The organism is Exiguobacterium sp. UBA6282, assembly GCF_002440475.1.
GTDB lineage: Bacteria > Bacillota > Bacilli > Exiguobacteriales > Exiguobacteriaceae > Exiguobacterium_A.
This window is the reverse complement of record NZ_DJUM01000008.1, coordinates 6,153-23,970: the sequence shown is the minus strand read 5'-3', so window position 1 is coordinate 23,970 and position 17,818 is coordinate 6,153. Positions and strand designations below refer to the sequence as shown.

The window sequence follows — 17,818 nt, the reverse complement described above, 5'->3', positions numbered from 1 at the left end:
GGTTTTAGGGAATTTGATTGACCTCCTCGACACTGCATTGTTAAATGATGAAGAAGCGGTATGAAAGCGCTTACTAAATTTGAAGGAGATCTTACTCATGGAACTCGTCATCATTCTTCTTGCCTTATCTTTATTGATGTTCGTTGCCTATCGTGGTTTTTCGGTCATCCTATTTGCACCAATCTGTGCCTTGTTCGCCGTCTTACTGACGAACCCGGACTGGGTGTTACCATTCTTCTCGAATATCTTCATGGAAAAGATGGTCGGCTTCATCAAAGCATACTTCCCGGTCTTCCTCCTCGGAGCGATTTTCGGAAAAGTCGTTGAGATGTCCGGTATCGCGGAGTCGATCGCAAAGACAATCATTCGTATGATTGGTGCGAAGCGCGCTATCCTTGCCATCGTCTTACTCGGCGCCATTCTTACATATAGCGGCGTCAGCTTATTCGTTGTCGTATTTGCTGTCTATCCGTTCGCTGCGAACTTGTTCCGCGAAGCAAACATCCCGAAACGACTCATTCCGGGAACGATCGCACTTGGTGCGTTCACGTTCACGATGGATGCCTTACCAGGAACACCTCAGATTCAAAACGTCATTCCGACGACGTTCTTCAAAACAGATATCTATGCTGCGCCGATCATGGGTTCAGTCGGTGGCTTGTTCATCTTAGTCGTCGGCATGTGGTATCTCGAGTCACGCAAGAAAAAAGCGCATCAAGCGGGTGAAGGGTACGCTGGATTCGAAGCGACAGCGGCAAGTACTGCACCGCAAATGGAGTTAAAGAACGAACCAGAAATGACGCTCGAGACGGATCGTCAACCAGTCTATCGCCAAGTCCTTGCCTTTGTCCCACTCGTCCTTGTTGCCGTCATGAACAAAGTCTTTACACTCTCGATTCCGAAATGGTATCCAGAAGGATTCGATTTTTCAGCAATCGGTCTAGAAGCATTCGGAAAGATCGAGACACCCGCTGTTCTTGCGATCTGGTCCGTTCAAATGGCATTGTTGATCGGAATTCTCGCAGCGATGCTCTATGACTTCCGAAAGATCAAGACGAACTTCCAAGCTGGTCTGAACGTCAGTATCGGTGGTGCGCTCTTAGCGGTCATGAATACAGGTGCTGAGTATGGCTTCGGTGGCGTCATCGCGGCGTTACCAGGATTTAAGTCCGTCTCAAGCGGAATCTCGGAGACATTCACGAATCCGCTCGTCAACGGAGCCGTCACGACGACGACGCTTGCCGGTGTCACCGGTTCCGCATCGGGTGGAATGGGGATTGCGTTAAGTGCGATGTCGGATAAATATACGCAGGCAATCACATCGGGTGGCATACCACCGGAAGTCATGCACCGCGTCATCTCGATGGCGTCCGGCGGAATGGATACGTTACCGCATAACGGTGCCGTCATCACATTACTTGCCGTCACGGGCCTAACGCACCGTCAGTCGTATAAAGACATCTTCATGATTACGATCCTTAAAACAGTGACGGTCTTCTTGATGATTGGATTGTATAGCTTGACTGGTTTGTACTAAGAGTTTAGAAAGGGGCATCATCAGATGAAACAGGGGAAAGTATACGCATCATTCGCGGAAGCGACAGCAGACATTTTTGACGGGGCGACGCTAGTCGTAGGGGGCTTCGGACTCTGCGGAATCCCGGAAAAATCTATTACGGCGTTACAAGAGAAAGGCGTCAANNGCGTCAAGGATTTGACGGTCGTCAGTAACAATTGTGGCGTCGATGATTTTGGACTTGGTCTCCTCTTGCAGACGCGACAAATCAGGAAGATGATTTCGTCGTATGTCGGGGAAAATAAGACGTTTGAACAACAGTACCTCAGTGGCGAGATCGAAGTCGATCTCGTTCCCCAAGGTACGCTAGCGGAACGTATCCGTGCCGGTGGTGCTGGTATTCCTGGTTTCTATACACCAACAGGCGTCGGGACACCGATTGCTGAAGGAAAGGAGCAAAAGGAGTTCGACGGGAAGACCTATCTGCTCGAAGAAGGAATCGTCGGCGATTTTGCGATTGTCAAAGCATGGAAAGCAGATCGTCTCGGGAATCTTGTCTTCCGGAAGACATCACGCAACTTTAACCCGATCGTCGCGACAGCGGGAAAAGTAACGATCGTTGAAGTCGAAGAACTCGTCGAAGTCGGCGAACTCGATCCGAACGAGATCCACACGCCTGCTGTCTACGTCCAGCGCATCGTTGTTGGAACGGATTATGAAAAACGCATCGAACGCCGGACTGTCCGGGAAGCTTGAGGAGGAGATTGATATGAAAACGACACGAGAGATCATCATTGAACGCGCGCTTCAGGAAGTTGAAGACGGGATGTACGTCAACCTCGGGATCGGGATTCCGACATTGATCGCCAATGCGATTCCGGACGATATGCATGTCATGCTGCAATCCGAAAACGGACTTCTTGGCATCGGACCGTATCCACTTGATCATGAAGTTGATGCGGACGAGATCAATGCCGGCAAAGAAACGGTCACGGCACAATCCGGAGCTTCTTACTTCGACAGTGCTGAATCGTTCGCGATGATTCGCGGTGGGCACATCGACCTCGCGATCCTCGGTGGGATGGAAGTCGATCAGAACGGTGACCTCGCGAACTGGATGATTCCGGGCAAGATGGTCAAAGGCATGGGCGGAGCGATGGACCTCGTCAATGGAGCGAAACGCGTCGTCATCATCATGGAGCATGTCAACAAACACGGCGAATCGAAAGTCAAACAGTCGTGTACCTTGCCGTTGACAGGACGCGCCGTCGTCAACCGTCTGATTACGGACCGGGCCGTCTTTGATTTCACGCCGGACGGGATGGTCTTGATCGAGACGCTGAATGGTCATACGGTCGAAGACGTCAAACAAGTCACGGAAGCACGATTCACGGTCAGTCCGGAACTCGAGCGCGTGACGGTAGGGGAGTGAAGCAGATGGTCAAAGGAGATATCGTACTCGTCACAGGTGCAGGAAGCGGAATTGGTCTAGAAATCTCAAAGGCGTTCGCTGAGGCAGGAGCGAAAGTCGTCGTAACGGACGTCCGCGCGGAAGCAGCAGAGGAAGCTGCGGCAGCGATTCGCGGAGCTGGTCATGAAGCAGTCGGGATGACGTTAAACGTCACCGATGAAGCACAGGTCGAAGCCGTCTTGAAGCAGACGGTCGAACAGTTTGGTCGACTTGACGTCTTGATCAACAACGCGGGTCTTCAACACGTCTCACCAATTGAAGAGTTTCCGACAGAGAAGTTCGAATTGATGATTAAGATCATGTTGACGGCACCGTTCATGGCCATCAAACATGCTTTTCCGATCATGAAGGAACAAGGCTACGGACGTATTCTCAACATGGCATCGATCAATGGTTTAATCGGTTTTGCTGGGAAAGCGGCATATAACTCGGCGAAGCATGGATTGCTTGGTCTAACGAAGGTCGCAGCCCTTGAAGGAGCGGAATACGGGATCACCGTCAACGCGATTTGTCCGGGTTACGTCGATACACCACTCGTTCGTAATCAAATGGAAGACTTAGCGAAAACGCGACACGTCGAGCTTGAGAAGGTACTTGAAGAAGTCATCTATCCGCTCGTTCCGCAAAAACGTCTGCTTGCTGTCGAGGAGATTGCAGATTATGCATTGTTCCTTGCGAGCCGCAAAGCAAAAGGCATCACTGGACAAGCGAACGTCCTTGATGGTGGATACACGATTCAATAAGGAGATGGAGCAGATGAGTGAAGCAGTCGTCATCGTCAGTGCGACGCGCACGGCGATCGGGAATTTCAATGGAAGTTTGAAGGACGTCAAAGCAACGGAACTCGGTGCGACAGTCATTCGCGCAGCACTCGAAAAAGTAAGTGTCGCAGGAGATCATGTCGATGAAGTCTTTTTCGGCAACGTCCTCTCAGCAGGACTTGGTCAAAATCCAGCACGGCAGGCAGCCCTCGCTGCCGGGTTACCGGAGACATGCCCCGCGATGACCGTCAATAAGGTCTGTGGATCCGGTCTCTCTGCTGTCCATCTTGCGTATCAGGCGATCAAGTCAGGCGAAGCCGATGTCATCGTTGCTGGTGGGATGGAGAACATGAGTCAAGCACCTTACGTCCTCGCGGGCGCACGGTCTGGACTAAAGATGGGTGACCAACCACTCGTCGATACGATCATCCAGGACGGGCTCGAATGTGCCTTTAATGACTATCATATGGGGGTCACGGCAGAGAATTTAGCAGACGTCTACGAACTCTCCCGCGAAGCGCAGGATCAGTTCGCCGCGACGAGTCAGCAAAAAGCGCAGACGGCATTAGCGGAAGAACGGTTCGTCTCAGAAATCACGCCAGTGTTGATTCCACAACGAAAAGGCGATCCGATCCGTTTTGATCAAGATGAGTTTCCGCGCGCCGGAACGTCCGTCGAAACGCTCAGTCGTTTGCGCCCGGCGTTTAAGAAGAACGGAACGGTCACGGCAGGCAATGCATCTGGCATCAATGACGGGGCTGCGGCGCTCGTCATCATGTCAGAGGCGAAGGCGAAAGAACTCGGCGTGACACCACTCGTTGAGATCGTCGCGAACGGAACGTCCGGTGTCGATCCGAGCATCATGGGAATCGGTCCCGTCCAAGCGGTCCAAAAGGCACTCGATAAAGCGGGACTAACACTTGACGAGATCGATGTCATCGAAGCGAACGAAGCATTCGCGGCACAATCTCTCGCGGTCGATGCGGAGCTACAGTTCCCGCATGAGAAGCTCAACCGCAACGGCGGTGCGATCGCGCTCGGTCATCCGATCGGTGCGAGCGGTGCGCGGATTCTCGTCACGCTGATCCATGAACTCGAGCGGACGGGTGAGACGCATGGTCTTGCGACGTTATGCGTCGGTGGCGGTCAAGGGGTGGCGACGATCGTTAAAAAATACGAAGGTTAACTAATAAAGCACGAGACGAAGGAGATTGATGCTCTCGTTGTCTCGTGCTTTATTGATTTTAGCGAATCGTTAATTTTTTCTTGTAACTGCTTTTTTCAAGAATTTGCACAGAGGACATCCGTGACCATTCCTTCAAGGAGATCTCGGGATGTTGTTTCACGAAGTCGGAGACGATTATGTAGCCGAGTCTGTATTTCGTGAACGATGGAATTTGTTTTTCGTAATTTCCAAAGAACAGATCATCCGTCGTCAATCGTTCCGCATTCAACTCCGAAATCACATGCTCCAAGGAGTGGTCAAGTAAAGGGGCAATCGCTTCCGATGATTCCATTGGATAAAGCTTATGGGCAAAGAATTCCGCTTTTCCTTCGAGAATGATGTAATCGAGCATTGTCGCACGATTCGGCTCATCGAGGGCTACGGTATGATGGTATTCATGCGCCGTCGTATTGAGTAATGACTCTTTCGAAAAATCCTTCAAGAAGAACAGACTCATCGAATTGTTTCCTTGAGCGACACCGCTGACACCACCATAACGTTTGGCATCATCATGTTCGAGTGGTGTCGTTGGGGAGACGAAAACAACGAGCTTCTCATCCCGTGGAAGTTGTTTCATCGAAGTCAGGAGACTGGACTTGATCTGTTTCATGATGTGCTGATGGTGTTTTTTCAAATATGTATTCATCTGTTTTAAGTCCTTGATGTTTTCCGAAGGCTGTTCATAGAGGCTAGGAACAGGCATGGCTTGGAGCTGTTCTTTTTTGATGACGTCATTTTTAGCGCCCAATACATATTTTTTATATAGTGCCTCATTGTCCTCTGGCTGTTTCGAAACCGCTTGAATGTAGTCGTCATACGCCTTATACAAAGGAACGATGTGGATCTCTTGTTTCTCGTGCGTAAACGAAATGTCATACGTCTTTGGTTTCTCGGCAGCCGGGGAACAACTGGCAAGTAAAAGGGTGACGCAAAGAAAATAGATGGATTTCATGAGAATACCTCCTATTTAATTATCCATATATTTACTTTCCGGAAAAAATGTCATTCTCCTACTACGTCAGATGAACTTATGAATCCGGTTTCATACTTTGACGCGAAGACGTACCAGATTCTTTAAACTAAAGTGGAATCAAACTTTCTGCCAAATTTTCAGAATATTCTCCAGATAAACTCCTAGCACGAGCTCCTAAACGTATGTTATCCTTTCGAACGAAGTACTTCATCTGCTTAGGGAGCGGATGAAGTCGGAAATCATCAGTGGGGGTTTATTATGTCTAAAACTGTTCCAACATCATTTATCATCGTCATCGGCATGATGCTCTTCGCCTTGTTCTTTGGGGCAGGAAATCTCATCTTTCCGCCGATGCTCGGACAGCTCGCAGGGGAGCATGTCTGGGTTGCCAATGCCGGATTCCTTGTCACTGGTGTCGGTCTACCATTGCTTGCGATTCTCGCATTCGCGTTTTCAGGGGAACGCGATCTACAAGCGATGGCGTCACGTGTTCATCCTGCTTTCGGAATCGGGTTCTCGGTCATCTTGTATCTTGCGATTGGACCATTCTTCGCAATTCCTCGTGCCGGAACGGTCTCGTATGAGATCGGAATCAAGCCGTTCTTCAGTGAATCGACGAGCCATTTGCCGTTACTGATCTTCACGATTTTGTTTTACACGATTGCTTGTCTATTGTCCTTAAACCCAACAAAGATCGTCGATGTCGTCGGGAAAGTACTGACACCGATTAAAATCACGTTCATCGGTCTCTTGATCATCGTTGCCGTTCTGCATCCAATCGGAAGTTTTCAGAATCCTTTGAAGACATATCGAACAAATGCTTTCTTTAATGGTTTCCAAGAAGGATATATGACACTCGATGCGCTCGGTGCCTTTGTCTTCGGTATCATCATCATCGCAGCGATCAAGGAAAAAGGTGTCACTTCGAAGCGGCAGTTGCTGCTGATTTGTACGAAAGCCTCGTTGATTGCCGCAGCCTTGCTTGCAACCACATACACGGCGCTTGCCTTCATGGGCGCGTCAAGTGTCTCTGAGATCGGACAGCTCGCGAACGGCGCAGAGATTTTGTCTGCTGTGTCGGATCATTACTTCGGTGAGTATGGGGCGATTTTGCTTGGTCTGATGATCACAGTCGCTTGTATGACGACGAGTGTTGGTTTGATCACGGCGTGTGCCGCGTTTTTCTCGGCACTCGTCCCAAAAATCTCATACGTCAAATGGACGATTGGTCTATCGGTCTTCAGCGCACTCGTTGCGAACATCGGTCTGAATCAATTACTCGCTGTCTCTAAACCAGTCTTGATGACACTTTATCCACTCGCGATCTGTCTGATCTTCTTAACGTTCTTGCATCCACTCTTTAAAGGGAAGCCAGCCGTGTATCAAGGGGCGCTATGGATGACGTTCCTCGTCAGCTTGTTTGATGGATTGAAGACAGCAAAAATCAATGTCTCAGCCGTCACGAAAGTGTTTGATGCGGTATTACCGTTTGCTTCTGTCAGTCTCGGTTGGGTCGTTCCAGCTATCATCGGTGGGGTAATCGGAGCGATCGTCGGTAAGAAAAAAGCGGAGACACGATCGTCGTCACGTGTGGCTTAAGTTGTCATGTATAAAGGGAAGCGGATTTTTGATCGTATGATCAAAGTCCGCTTTTTTTGTTCACTCGATTGTGGGTTTAAGTATAAGCGGAAACGGCAATTCCTCTACTGTATATCATTGACCATCGTGTCCCTTACAGAAAGGATGTTGAAACATGTCAGAACGTGTCTTCATTAGTCCCTCGAAGTATGTCCAAGGAAAGGATGTCATTGACCGGCTCGGTACATATGTGAGCCCGTTCGGTGAAAAAGCGCTCGTCATCGCGGACGATGTCGTCTGGAAAATCGTAAAGGAACGTGTCGAGCAGTCGCTGTCCGGCGAAAACGTCAGCATCGAGAAGGCAGACTTTAGTGGTGAAGCCTCACGGCATGAAGTAAAACGAATCGCTGAGCAAGCACAAGCGGCAGATGTCCGGTTCGTCATGGGTGTGGGAGGCGGAAAGACGCTCGATACGGCAAAAGCCGTCTCAGATGAGCTGAACGTCTCCGTCGTCATCGTTCCGACGCTTGCTTCGACTGATGCCCCGACGAGTGCTCTGTCCGTCATCTATTCCGACGAAGGGATTTTCGAAAGCTATCGTTTCTATAAGAAGAATCCCGATCTTGTTCTCGTCGATACGAAACTGATTGCCCAAGCGCCAGCACGTTTCTTCGCGTCCGGAATTGCCGATGCACTCGCGACGTGGGTCGAAGTCCGAAGTGTCGTCGCCTTTGGTGGACAGACGATGGCGGGAGGACGACCGACAATTGCGGCACAAGCGATTGCCAAACGTTGTGAGGAAGTCTTGTTCGAGCACGGACGTCTGGCGTACGAATCCGTTCAGGCACAAGTCGTCACACCAGCACTCGAAGCCGTCGTCGAAGCAAATACCCTGTTAAGTGGGCTCGGCTTTGAAAGTGGGGGACTAGCAGCGGCGCATGCGATTCATAATGGCTTTACGGCACTTGACGGTGAGATTCACCACCTGACGCATGGAGAAAAGGTCGCCTTTGGTACACTTGTCCAGTTGGCGCTCGAAGAACATCCACAAGAAGAAATCGAGCGCTATATCGCGCTTTACACGGATCTTGGTTTACCGGTGACACTCGAGGACGTCAAGCTAAAAGATGCGTCACGTGAAGATATCGTCAAAGTCGGAGAGGCAGCGACCGCTGAAGGTGAGACGATCCACAGCGGATTCAACGTTACGGCTGACGAAGTCGCTGATGCGATCATCGCAGCCGATCGTTATTCAAAAGCGTATCAAGCAAAACGAAAACAATAAGAAAAAATAACCCTTGCCGAGACGGCGAGGGTTATTGTCATTTTACAGATAATCGAGTGGATTGACACTGCTACCAGCAGAAGTTGCGCTGTAGACGTACGATCCTTTATGGAGTTCAAAATGTAAATGTGTTCCGAAAGCGTTACCTGTCTCGCCAACTGTTCCGATCTTTTGACCTTGCGTGACGGTTTGACCGACCGAGACCGAGCGGCTATTCATATGTGCATACAGACTGATGAACGGCGATCCGTTGATCGTATGTGAAACCATGACATAGTTGCCGTACGCGCCTTTGAGCTGAGACGTAATGACTTTACCGCTAGCTGTCGCATAGACTGGTGTACCTTTTGCTGCACCATAATCGATCCCGTTATGGAATGTGTAACCATAAGCACCACTAGAAGGTCCATAACCTTGCGTGATCGGACCGCTCGTTGGCGTCGCGAAGTTCTTTGATGTCGACGTTGACGCTTTTGATGCGCCACTGCTATTCGTCAGTGTCAAAACAGCGTATTTCGAGACATAGTCCGCATGGACGAATCGTTTATCTCCACCGTATAAGAACTTGATCCAATCGCCTGTACGACCGAGGTAGCGGAATGTTTCGCCCTTATCGACACTTCCGACGACTGTACTGCTCGTCGAACTGCTGCTACGAACACGAAGGTTGTCGACATTGACTTTAATCTTATAGATACGTGTTACAGAATATTTTTTAACATATGTAGAAGAAACATAGACTTTTTTTGAACCGTACAGAATTTTCGTCCAGTTGCCTGTCCGTCCGAGATACTTATATGTATCACCTTTTTCAAAGCTCGTGATCGTACCGTATGATGTCGAAGGACCCGTTCGAGCACGCAAACCGTCCTCCATGACTTTCACCTTATAGAACGTCGTTGCTGCATCCGCACGTGGGATGGCAAACGAAGCAAAACTTGCCACGGCGATGGCTGTCGCTGAAACACCTTTCCAAAAACCATGCATGATTCATTCCTCCTGAATATGTAATCTGTGTGACTAAACCGTTATGTAAATTTCATAGATGAGTATAACATTTACGAAAATGTTTAAATGTTACATTCACATTTCGATATTATTTCAATAAATTATATTTAAAGACATTAATTTTGTTTGTTTTCCATTTATCCATAAATTCCTTTGACAAGATTGGATGGAATTGGATATGATGAAATGCCCATTAAAAATAAGAAAGGTACCCCGGTTGAGGTACCTTAAATGCTTATAAAAAGGCGAGTGGATTGACGCTGTTTGCTGCAGAAGTACCGCTATAGACATAGTTACCGCGATGGATTTCGAAGTGAAGATGAGCACCTGTCGAGTTTCCTGTACTGCCGACTGCACCGATCGTTGCGCCTTTCGGGATCGTTTGACCGACGAAGACAGAGCGTTTGCTTAAGTGAGCGTATACCGTTGTGTACGAAATACCGTGCACTTTATGTTTGACCATGACATGGTTTCCATATGCTCCTTGGTAAGACGATGTGACAACTTTACCTGCCGCTGCTGCATGAACGGGCGTTCCGATTGGTGCACCAAAGTCGACGCCGTTATGGAACGTGTAGCCGAAGATGCCGCTAGTTTTTCCATAACCTTGTGTTACTGGACCGCTTGTCGGACGCGAGAAGCCATTTGATGAAGTCGAGAATGAGGCTTTCTTCGCTGTATGACCAGAAACGCGATATTTTTTCACATAACCTGAGTAGACGTAACGCTTATGTCCTTTATGAAGAATTTTTGTCCAGTTTCCGCGATGACCCAAGTATTTGAAAGTCTGTCCCGAATTGACGCCGTCGACGATCCGGTATTTAAGAGATGGGCCAGTACGAACGCGAAGTCCGTCTGCTTTGATTTTTACTTTGTACGTAGATTTCGTAGCTGCGTCAACCTTACCTGTACCCGTAGCTGCAAAACCTGAAACAACGAGCGCGCTCATTGCAAGTGTCGTGATTGTTCTTTTCATGAATGTTCCTCCTTGATGTAAATCGAGATCTTGTCGGAAATGACATGTATATAGAATGTGTGTGGTGTAAAGTGTGGTGAATTGAAGTAGATGATGCTGTCGTCATTTGACTAACGAGAGTATAGCATTGAAAAGTCAGACGTTTGTATTTCAATTCGATTGCTTAAATATATTCTAATAACAAATGTTGTAATATTGAATACATATTCAATCTCAGAATCCCTTAAAATCAAGATGAATCCGTGTTACAACGAGATGAATTTGATGACAAAACGCAATCGTGGGAAATGATGAGAAAGTATGGGAGCCTAATAAAATGAGAGTAGGTAATGAGATGGATTTGACGTTTGCAGTAAATCAAAAAAAGCTTAACATTCGCGCAGTGGCGCTGTTGATTCAAGATGGACATCTTTTGATCCATCGGCAAGGAGAAGATGATTTTTGGTCATTACCGGGAGGACGGGTACAATTTGGTGAAAGTGGTGCTAAAGCGATTGAACGTGAATTATTAGAAGAATTAGGACAGTCAATCGAGCCACCGGTCTTCCGTTTCCTGCATGAAAATTTCTTTAATTACGCAGACCATCAGTTTCATGAACTGGGGATGTTTTATGAAGTGACATGTCGAGAACCACTACCACTTTCAACGGAAGACTTCTATGGTCCCGAAGGTGAAGAATTGACGTACCGGTTCGTTCCGTTCGATAAACTGGATCAATATACATTGTATCCAAGCGAATTATCAAAAATGCTTCAAACCAATGTATTTCCAACGCTATTGACGAATGACATCTGACTTTTTCGGAAAAACGTTTATAGATGTATCGCAAGGGAATGGTTAATCATGTAGTTCATTCCGCAATGATAAGGGAGTTGATCGTTCATGAGAGAAGAGCAGTTCGAAGCGATGCATCAAGAAGCACGAGGGCAGACGCAGGAACAACAACCCGGTGTCGAGTACGCCATGAAACCGGAACCGATCTACGATGATCCGGATTATGTCGGTTCAGGAAAACTGACGGGTAAGGTTGCACTGATCACAGGTGGAGACAGTGGAATCGGTCGAGCCGTTGCTGTCGCTTATGCGAAAGAAGGGGCAAATGTCGCAATCGTATACTTAAATGAGGGAAAAGACGCAGAAAAGACGAAATCGTTGATTGAAGGCTACGGGGTCAAAGCCTTAAAAATCGCGAAAGATGTCAGTCAGCCAGAAAATGCGCAAGCGATCATGGATACTGTCATTGCAGAATTCGGTCAATTGAACATTCTCGTTAACAATGCCGGAAAACAATTCCCGCAAGATGATTTCCTTGCGATCACACCAGATCAATTGAAGGAAACGTTCGAGACGAATGTTTTTTCGATGTTCTATTTGATTCAGGCTGCGCTTCCACATTTGCATAAAGAAGATGCAATCATCAATACCTCATCGGTGACAGCGTATCGTGGAGCACCGTCGCTGATCGACTACTCAGCGACGAAAGGCGCTATTACGACATTGACGCGCTCGCTTGCTTCAAGCTTGATTGAGAAAGGAATCCGCGTTAATGCCGTCGCACCGGGACCGATTTGGACGCCTCTCATTCCAGCGACGTTCTCGAAGGAGAAAGTCGAGTCGCATGGGGAAGACACATTAATGAAGCGTCGGGGACAACCGTCAGAAAATGCACCGGCTTATGTCTATTTGGCTTCTCGTGATTCGAGTTACATCACGGGTCAGACGATTCATATCAACGGCGGCGATTACATCACGTCTTAAGGGGGAAAACATGATGAAGAAAAATCCGAATGAAGTGCCTGAACGTGAACCGGATCATCAACCGGACGAAGTTCCGCAAGCACCACCGAGCGAGGTGCCAGATACACCACAGGAAGATCCTGTCCGTCAACCGGAACCGGATACGTTCCCGGAACCAACTGAGATTCCCGATACACCGCAGGAAGACCCAAATCCCTATTAATATGTTGACCGTAGTCACCATCCAAGAATCGGATGGTGACTTTTTCGTGATTAAGAAGACAAACCAGCTTGACAGACAAACTGTATGGTGAGTATGATACAGAAGAGAAGTGTATTAATGTTTTAATACATTACACAGGAAAGGGAGGTCTACCGATGCAGTTCGACCAAAGAAGCCCGGTGTACCTGCAGGTCGTCCGTTGGTTCAAACAACGAATCGCGACCGAGGAATTGCAAAGCGGGCAAGAGATCCCGTCCCGCCGCGAAATCGCCGCACAGCTCGGAATCAATCCGAATACCGCACAAAAAGCATATAAAGAGATGGAGGAGCAGCAATTGATTACGACAGAACGGAATGTCCCGAGTAAGATTACACGCGATCCACAAGTCGTCCAAAAAGTACGGACCGAGATGCTTGAAGAAGCAGTCTCTGAATTCATCGATGCCGTCAAGGCGATTCAANNACTTGATGAGGTCGTCTCGAAAGTTGAGACCGTCTATCAGGAAACGGAACGGAGGAAGATCGATGCTTGAAGTTCATGGCTTACAAAAGAAGTACGGAAAAAACCCAGTCCTTCAAGGCGTCTCGTTCTCGGTTCCGATGGATCAATTGACATGTCTGATCGGTTTGAACGGTGAGGGGAAATCGACGATCCTGAAAGCAATCGCAGGACTTGTTCCAGTCAACGCAGGAACGATTCTCGTCGATGGCGAGATCAACCGAAATAAGATCGCCTTCGTTCCAGATATTCAGACGATGCCCGGCTACATGACGGTCGGTGACGCACTGACGTATATGGCGGATTATTATTCTGATTGGAACCAAGAGACTGCGAATGAATTGATGCGAATTTTCCAACTACTTTCAACAGATAAGATTACCGACTTATCAAAAGGAAACCAGGCGAAGGTCAGCTTAATTCTTGGATTTGCTCTCGATCGTCCGTACTTATTACTCGACGAACCGTTCGCAGGAATTGATTTGTTTACGAAAGAACAGATTGCAGGATTATTCTCAAGCCACTTCATGGAAGGGCGCGGTATCCTGATGACGACACACGAAATTCAGGAAATCGAGCATTTGATCGACCGGGTCGTCTTCTTACAGGACGGACGAATCATCGATGAACATGAGACAGAAGAGATGCGAGAACTGTACGGGAAGTCGGTTCAGGACCGGATGCGGGAGGTCTATCAGCGATGAAACAATACATACAATTGACGAATGAAGAGATTAAGCGGAGTTTTAAGTTATATGTAATTGCCGTGCTTGTGATGGCGGCGATTGAGCTGGTGTCGATCGTTGTAAACGTCAAATTACATGAGCGCAGAATCGAAGATTACTTGAAGTCAAATACTGCTACACTGTATGAAGCATTCAATGATATTGGGAAAATAACATTTGTAGATGCTGCTTCATTATTTAGTTATATTACAATGATTGGCATGGTGTTAGTCCTAATTTATACTCTCCAGATTTGGTACCGGGATTGGATTGGTGAAACAAAGTATATCTATCGTTTATTAATGCTTCCGGGAAATCGTGCAAGTATTTTCTTCTCGAAATTGACAACGGTTTTTTTAATCATCATGAGTTTTCTAGGTATCCAGTGGTGTTTGATTCAATTCGGAAATCAATTATTTAATTGGTTGGTTCGAGAAGATTACAAGGACATAAGTAACTTACGTTCTATAGGGAGTACGTTAGGTGAACTATTTTCGCTGAATTTGACGAATTTATTTGTAATTCTTGCGGTATCGATGTTTATCGTAAGTTTTATGTTCTTGCTTGTTTTAATTGAACGCTCTTATCGTAAATGGAGTGGATTCATTCGAGTGGGAGTCGAGATTTTCATCATAGTCATTTGTTCAATATCGAGTATATATTTTCTAGAGCAGACTAAGCTGTTATTGAACTCAGAAAAGGCGTATGTATTGACAGGCTTGTTTGTTTTCTATTTTGCTTATGTCATTTGGAGAAGCCTTCGTTTATTAAAATGGAAAATTGCTGTTTAAGGAGGACACTATGCGTTCAATAAAATATGTATTACTTTTAGGCGTCATCTGTATCGTGTCTTTAGGGTTCTATGTTGGACATGTACTCTCATTCGATAAAATAAAATTCGTTGTCGACACAAAAAAAGGCGATCCAAATGAAGAAGTTGTTCAGAAAATGGAGGTTCGTCTCAGTGAATGGGGACAAAACCCGAATGAATACGGTATTTCGATGAATGGAAACGTTAGGCAATACAGCAAATCAAAACTTTCATTCATTTTCAGTGATGAATCTAGTTGGAGTGATGCCCCACGATCGTTCCAACAATTTATTTGGAAAAACAATACCTATTTTTTTACTAAAGATTCGGTTACATATGGTCTTAATAAGTTGAACAATGAGGAGCTGGAATTGAAGTATTGGAATGCTTTGGATAACAAATTGACAAGTATGACAATTAAATTGCCGGCAACTCAAATTAAGGAAAAATTACGTTTTTCTCCGTTTCAACGAACATCAGACATGTTATTGATTGATTCTACTACTCTTAGTAAACAAATTGAAAGAGAACATATCTATCAAATCGATTTAAAAAAGAAATCGATGAAAAAAATCAAATTACCTGACCGTCTAGGAAAAGGGGATGCGATTCGTTCATTTTATGATGGAAAAATGATTGTTGATCAAGAAAGAGAATTAGAATCTCCTGATCATTTTTTGAGCGAGACTGTCGTAAAAGATGGTAAGCAGACGAAAACACTAAAAGAATTTGATAAAGTCTACGCATCATATGTCATAAACGATGGAAAATACATCATAGGTCTTGAAGATTCTATTGAAGAACCATCGGATGAGAAAAAACTAGAATGGAAAGTCTACGATCTCGAATCGAACCAGTTATCCGCCAAATCGATTCAGTTTGATTCGATAGCATCAGATGAGGACTTTGGGTATACAAACATCAGTGTAGGTCATGATCACATCTATTTCGCTTATAAAACGAAAAAGGATGAAGTAAAATCAGTCGTAATTGATCCGCTGACATCTGAGATTATTTACGAAGCTAATATTCAGAAACTAGGTTCGAAAAATAACATTTATCTAAACGAAGTCGTAACAAATTAATAAAATTAACCAATTTCCACTCTTAATTTGAAACCTCCCGTTTTCTTCCAACGTATAAAGACTATACAAAGGGGGAACTCACATGCAATTCTTGATTTTTGTCATCTTCGCAGGTGCTCTGTATTGGTTCTACTACAGCTTCTTACTGGGGTATCGTAAGAAAAACATCACGCTGACGTTTGACGATCGGTTTTATTCACTCGACGAACATGTCGCAGCAATCGAACAAAAGCTTGCAATGGATGGACGTTCAGCGCGTTATCTCGGTGACCGTCGCTTTGAAGTCGATGGCAAACCTTATCTGTTCCTCGAGCGGACAGTCCCAGTCGGCGGGGTTCCGACACAGCAGACGATTCTCGAGCAACAAAAAAAATAACTCTCCCGCGTTTGGGAGAGTTTTTTCGTTAGACCGGAATCCGGTCGAGGGGATGTGGTTGTTGCGACGAACGATACCAGTGTATGATCCAATGATCAATACCGATTTGATACGCAAAGCGTCCTGCAGCAAGTAAGACGATTGAGGCTGCTAAGAACAACGGGTTTAACGCAATCGTCCCAGCAAGTAAGTAATTAAGATTCATGATGCTCCCGACGACCAGTGCAGGAACAGTCAACAGACTGAGAATCAACAAGATCCCGACGACGAGTTCTGCGAACGGAATCAAGACGTTGATCAGCCCGACGTTTGGTAAGGCGAGTTGCTCGATACACGTCGCGTACCACGAACTGACGAGTGCGTCTTCGCCTATCGCTTTCGTTAGCGCCCCTTCAAGAAACGGTTTTGCATCAAAGCCATTGATGTACTTGCCGATCCCGGCGATGAACCACTGAATTCCGAGCCAGAGCCGGATGATCGTCAATAAACTGATGCCAATGATGTGTAATGCTTTCACTTTCAGACACTCCTCTACTACAACATAGTCCCCATCATACTGAAAAATCATCAGTAAGATAGGGACTATCATCATAACGTCATCGAACCGTCATCGACCTGTTACAAAAAAGGGTAAGGTAGCCATTCATGACCGCTGATCGAGACAATGACTGATTGCAGTTAATAAAGCAGCGACAAGCGCAACAAGCCCACCGACCAGTGCCGTGTTCATCATCGGACCGTTCGCATAAACGATGCCACCGAGTGCCGAACCGAAGGCAATCCCGACATTACTCGCAACCGGCATCAAGGAAGCGGCGAGTCCTTTTGCTTCCGGATTGAACTTTTCGGCGAGGTCAATCAAGTAGATTTGTGTCGAAGTCGTCAATAAAATCGACATCAATGACATCAAGGCGATGTTAAACAGACCAAGTGAAAGGGATACTGTCGTGAAGTATAATGCAGCAAGGACGATTGCTTGCACGACGAAGACGAACCGTAAGCGACCCATCGGATTTTTACTTGCAATCTTGCCGGCAAGGATGTTACTGAAGATCGAGACGACACCGTAAGCGAGCAGGATCGGACTAATCCATGTCTTCGCGATGCCGAGTTCCGTTTGCAGGATCGGCACGAGGTACGTGTAGACGACGTAAGTTGCTCCGAAGCCGAACGACGGAATGAAGAAGGCAATCAGGATCCGTGGATTAGCGAGCAATCCAAGCTGCTCCTTGATTGAACCGGAACCCGTCGATTGCTGGACGGGAATGATCTTCCACACAGCGAGAAACTCAATCATTCCCATGACTGTCGTCAGCCAGAACGTGGCTGCGAAGCCAGCGTGTTGACCGATGAACGTACCGATCGGAACACCGAGGACGTTCGCAAGTGTAAAACCCCCGAAAATGAATGAGACGGCGACACCGCGCTTCGCGACAGGCACGCCATCGCTTGCGACGACCATTGCGAGCGAGATCAAGACACCGGTCAGGATGGCAGTCAGGATGCGGGTGGCGAGCAATACTTCGTAACTTGGAGCAAAACTACTGGCAAGGTTCAGTAAGACCCAA

19 protein-coding genes and 2 pseudogenes are annotated in these 17,818 nt (G+C 46.9%); 16 read left to right on the top strand and 5 right to left on the bottom strand.

What is annotated here, in order from left to right; genetic code table 11:
• Positions 1-97: 97 nt before the first annotated feature.
• The 6 genes and pseudogenes from B2751_RS15255 to B2751_RS01595 all read left to right on the top strand — a co-directional run.
• Positions 98-743 (top strand): annotated as a pseudogene (locus tag B2751_RS15255) (GntP family permease); the annotation flags it as partial.
• Between the two features lie 86 nt (positions 744-829).
• Positions 830-1,537 (top strand): annotated as a pseudogene (locus B2751_RS15250) (GntP family permease); the annotation flags it as partial.
• A gap of 24 nt (positions 1,538-1,561) precedes the next feature.
• Entirely contained in the window at positions 1,562-2,272 is a 711-nt protein-coding gene (locus B2751_RS01610; protein ID WP_290772355.1) for a CoA transferase subunit A, read from the top strand.
• Positions 2,273-2,285: 13 nt separating this feature from the next.
• A complete protein-coding gene (locus B2751_RS01605) occupies positions 2,286-2,948 on the top strand; it encodes a 3-oxoacid CoA-transferase subunit B (RefSeq protein WP_290772352.1) in 663 nt (220 codons plus the stop codon).
• A 5-nt stretch (positions 2,949-2,953) separates the two neighbouring features.
• Positions 2,954-3,730, top strand: coding sequence for a 3-hydroxybutyrate dehydrogenase (locus B2751_RS01600; protein ID WP_290772350.1), 777 nt, complete (start codon positions 2,954-2,956; stop codon positions 3,728-3,730).
• A 13-nt stretch (positions 3,731-3,743) separates the two neighbouring features.
• Positions 3,744-4,934, top strand: coding sequence for an acetyl-CoA C-acetyltransferase (locus B2751_RS01595; RefSeq protein WP_290772349.1), 1,191 nt, complete (start codon positions 3,744-3,746; stop codon positions 4,932-4,934).
• Between the two features lie 58 nt (positions 4,935-4,992).
• On the opposite strand, the gene B2751_RS01590 is transcribed toward B2751_RS01595, so the two are convergent.
• Positions 4,993-5,925 (bottom strand): DUF2268 domain-containing protein, encoded by a 933-nt coding sequence (locus tag B2751_RS01590; protein WP_290772345.1) that lies wholly within the window; start codon positions 5,923-5,925, stop codon positions 4,993-4,995.
• Positions 5,926-6,204: 279 nt separating this feature from the next.
• On the opposite strand from B2751_RS01590, the gene brnQ reads away from it, so the two are divergent.
• The gene (gene brnQ / locus B2751_RS01585; RefSeq protein WP_290772342.1) at positions 6,205-7,545 is read left to right on the top strand and encodes a branched-chain amino acid transport system II carrier protein; all 1,341 of its coding nucleotides are present in this window, start codon (positions 6,205-6,207) and stop codon (positions 7,543-7,545) included.
• 154 nt (positions 7,546-7,699) lie between these two features.
• A complete protein-coding gene (locus tag B2751_RS01580; RefSeq protein WP_290772339.1) occupies positions 7,700-8,809 on the top strand; it encodes a glycerol dehydrogenase in 1,110 nt (369 codons plus the stop codon).
• 42 nt (positions 8,810-8,851) lie between these two features.
• Here the strand turns inward: B2751_RS01580 and B2751_RS01575 are convergent, their stop codons facing one another.
• Both B2751_RS01575 and B2751_RS01570 read right to left on the bottom strand, forming a co-directional pair.
• The gene (locus tag B2751_RS01575; RefSeq protein WP_035408580.1) at positions 8,852-9,796 is read right to left on the bottom strand and encodes a peptidoglycan DD-metalloendopeptidase family protein; all 945 of its coding nucleotides are present in this window, start codon (positions 9,794-9,796) and stop codon (positions 8,852-8,854) included.
• Positions 9,797-10,052: 256 nt separating this feature from the next.
• Positions 10,053-10,793, bottom strand: coding sequence for a peptidoglycan DD-metalloendopeptidase family protein (locus B2751_RS01570; RefSeq protein ID WP_035408577.1), 741 nt, complete (start codon positions 10,791-10,793; stop codon positions 10,053-10,055).
• A 316-nt stretch (positions 10,794-11,109) separates the two neighbouring features.
• On the opposite strand from B2751_RS01570, the gene B2751_RS01565 reads away from it, so the two are divergent.
• The 8 genes from B2751_RS01565 (at position 11,110) to B2751_RS01530 (ending at position 16,250) form a co-directional block, all read left to right on the top strand.
• Positions 11,110-11,589: an NUDIX hydrolase gene (locus tag B2751_RS01565; protein WP_290749430.1), complete on the top strand. Its 480-nt coding sequence runs from the start codon at positions 11,110-11,112 to the stop codon at positions 11,587-11,589.
• Between the two features lie 87 nt (positions 11,590-11,676).
• Positions 11,677-12,552, top strand: a complete 876-nt coding sequence (locus tag B2751_RS01560; RefSeq protein ID WP_290772335.1) for an SDR family oxidoreductase — start codon at positions 11,677-11,679, stop codon at positions 12,550-12,552.
• Between the two features lie 13 nt (positions 12,553-12,565).
• Positions 12,566-12,754: a hypothetical protein gene (locus B2751_RS01555; protein WP_035408570.1), complete on the top strand. Its 189-nt coding sequence runs from the start codon at positions 12,566-12,568 to the stop codon at positions 12,752-12,754.
• Between the two features lie 155 nt (positions 12,755-12,909).
• Positions 12,910-13,287: a GntR family transcriptional regulator gene (locus B2751_RS01550; RefSeq protein WP_290772332.1), complete on the top strand. Its 378-nt coding sequence runs from the start codon at positions 12,910-12,912 to the stop codon at positions 13,285-13,287.
• Entirely contained in the window at positions 13,280-13,957 is a 678-nt protein-coding gene (locus B2751_RS01545) for an ABC transporter ATP-binding protein (protein WP_290772329.1), read from the top strand. Before B2751_RS01550 ends, B2751_RS01545 begins: the two co-directional genes overlap by 8 nt.
• Positions 13,954-14,769, top strand: a complete 816-nt coding sequence (locus tag B2751_RS01540; protein ID WP_290772328.1) for a hypothetical protein — start codon at positions 13,954-13,956, stop codon at positions 14,767-14,769. Before B2751_RS01545 ends, B2751_RS01540 begins: the two co-directional genes overlap by 4 nt.
• Before the next feature lie 10 nt (positions 14,770-14,779).
• A complete protein-coding gene (locus tag B2751_RS01535; protein WP_290772327.1) occupies positions 14,780-15,874 on the top strand; it encodes a hypothetical protein in 1,095 nt (364 codons plus the stop codon).
• Between the two features lie 82 nt (positions 15,875-15,956).
• The gene (locus B2751_RS01530) at positions 15,957-16,250 is read left to right on the top strand and encodes a hypothetical protein (protein ID WP_056060657.1); all 294 of its coding nucleotides are present in this window, start codon (positions 15,957-15,959) and stop codon (positions 16,248-16,250) included.
• A 28-nt stretch (positions 16,251-16,278) separates the two neighbouring features.
• On the opposite strand, the gene B2751_RS01525 is transcribed toward B2751_RS01530, so the two are convergent.
• Positions 16,279-16,767: a DoxX family membrane protein gene (locus B2751_RS01525; protein WP_290772326.1), complete on the bottom strand. Its 489-nt coding sequence runs from the start codon at positions 16,765-16,767 to the stop codon at positions 16,279-16,281.
• Between the two features lie 126 nt (positions 16,768-16,893).
• On the bottom strand, positions 16,894-17,818 hold a 925-nt coding region (locus tag B2751_RS01520), incomplete at its 5' end, for an MFS transporter (protein WP_290772324.1).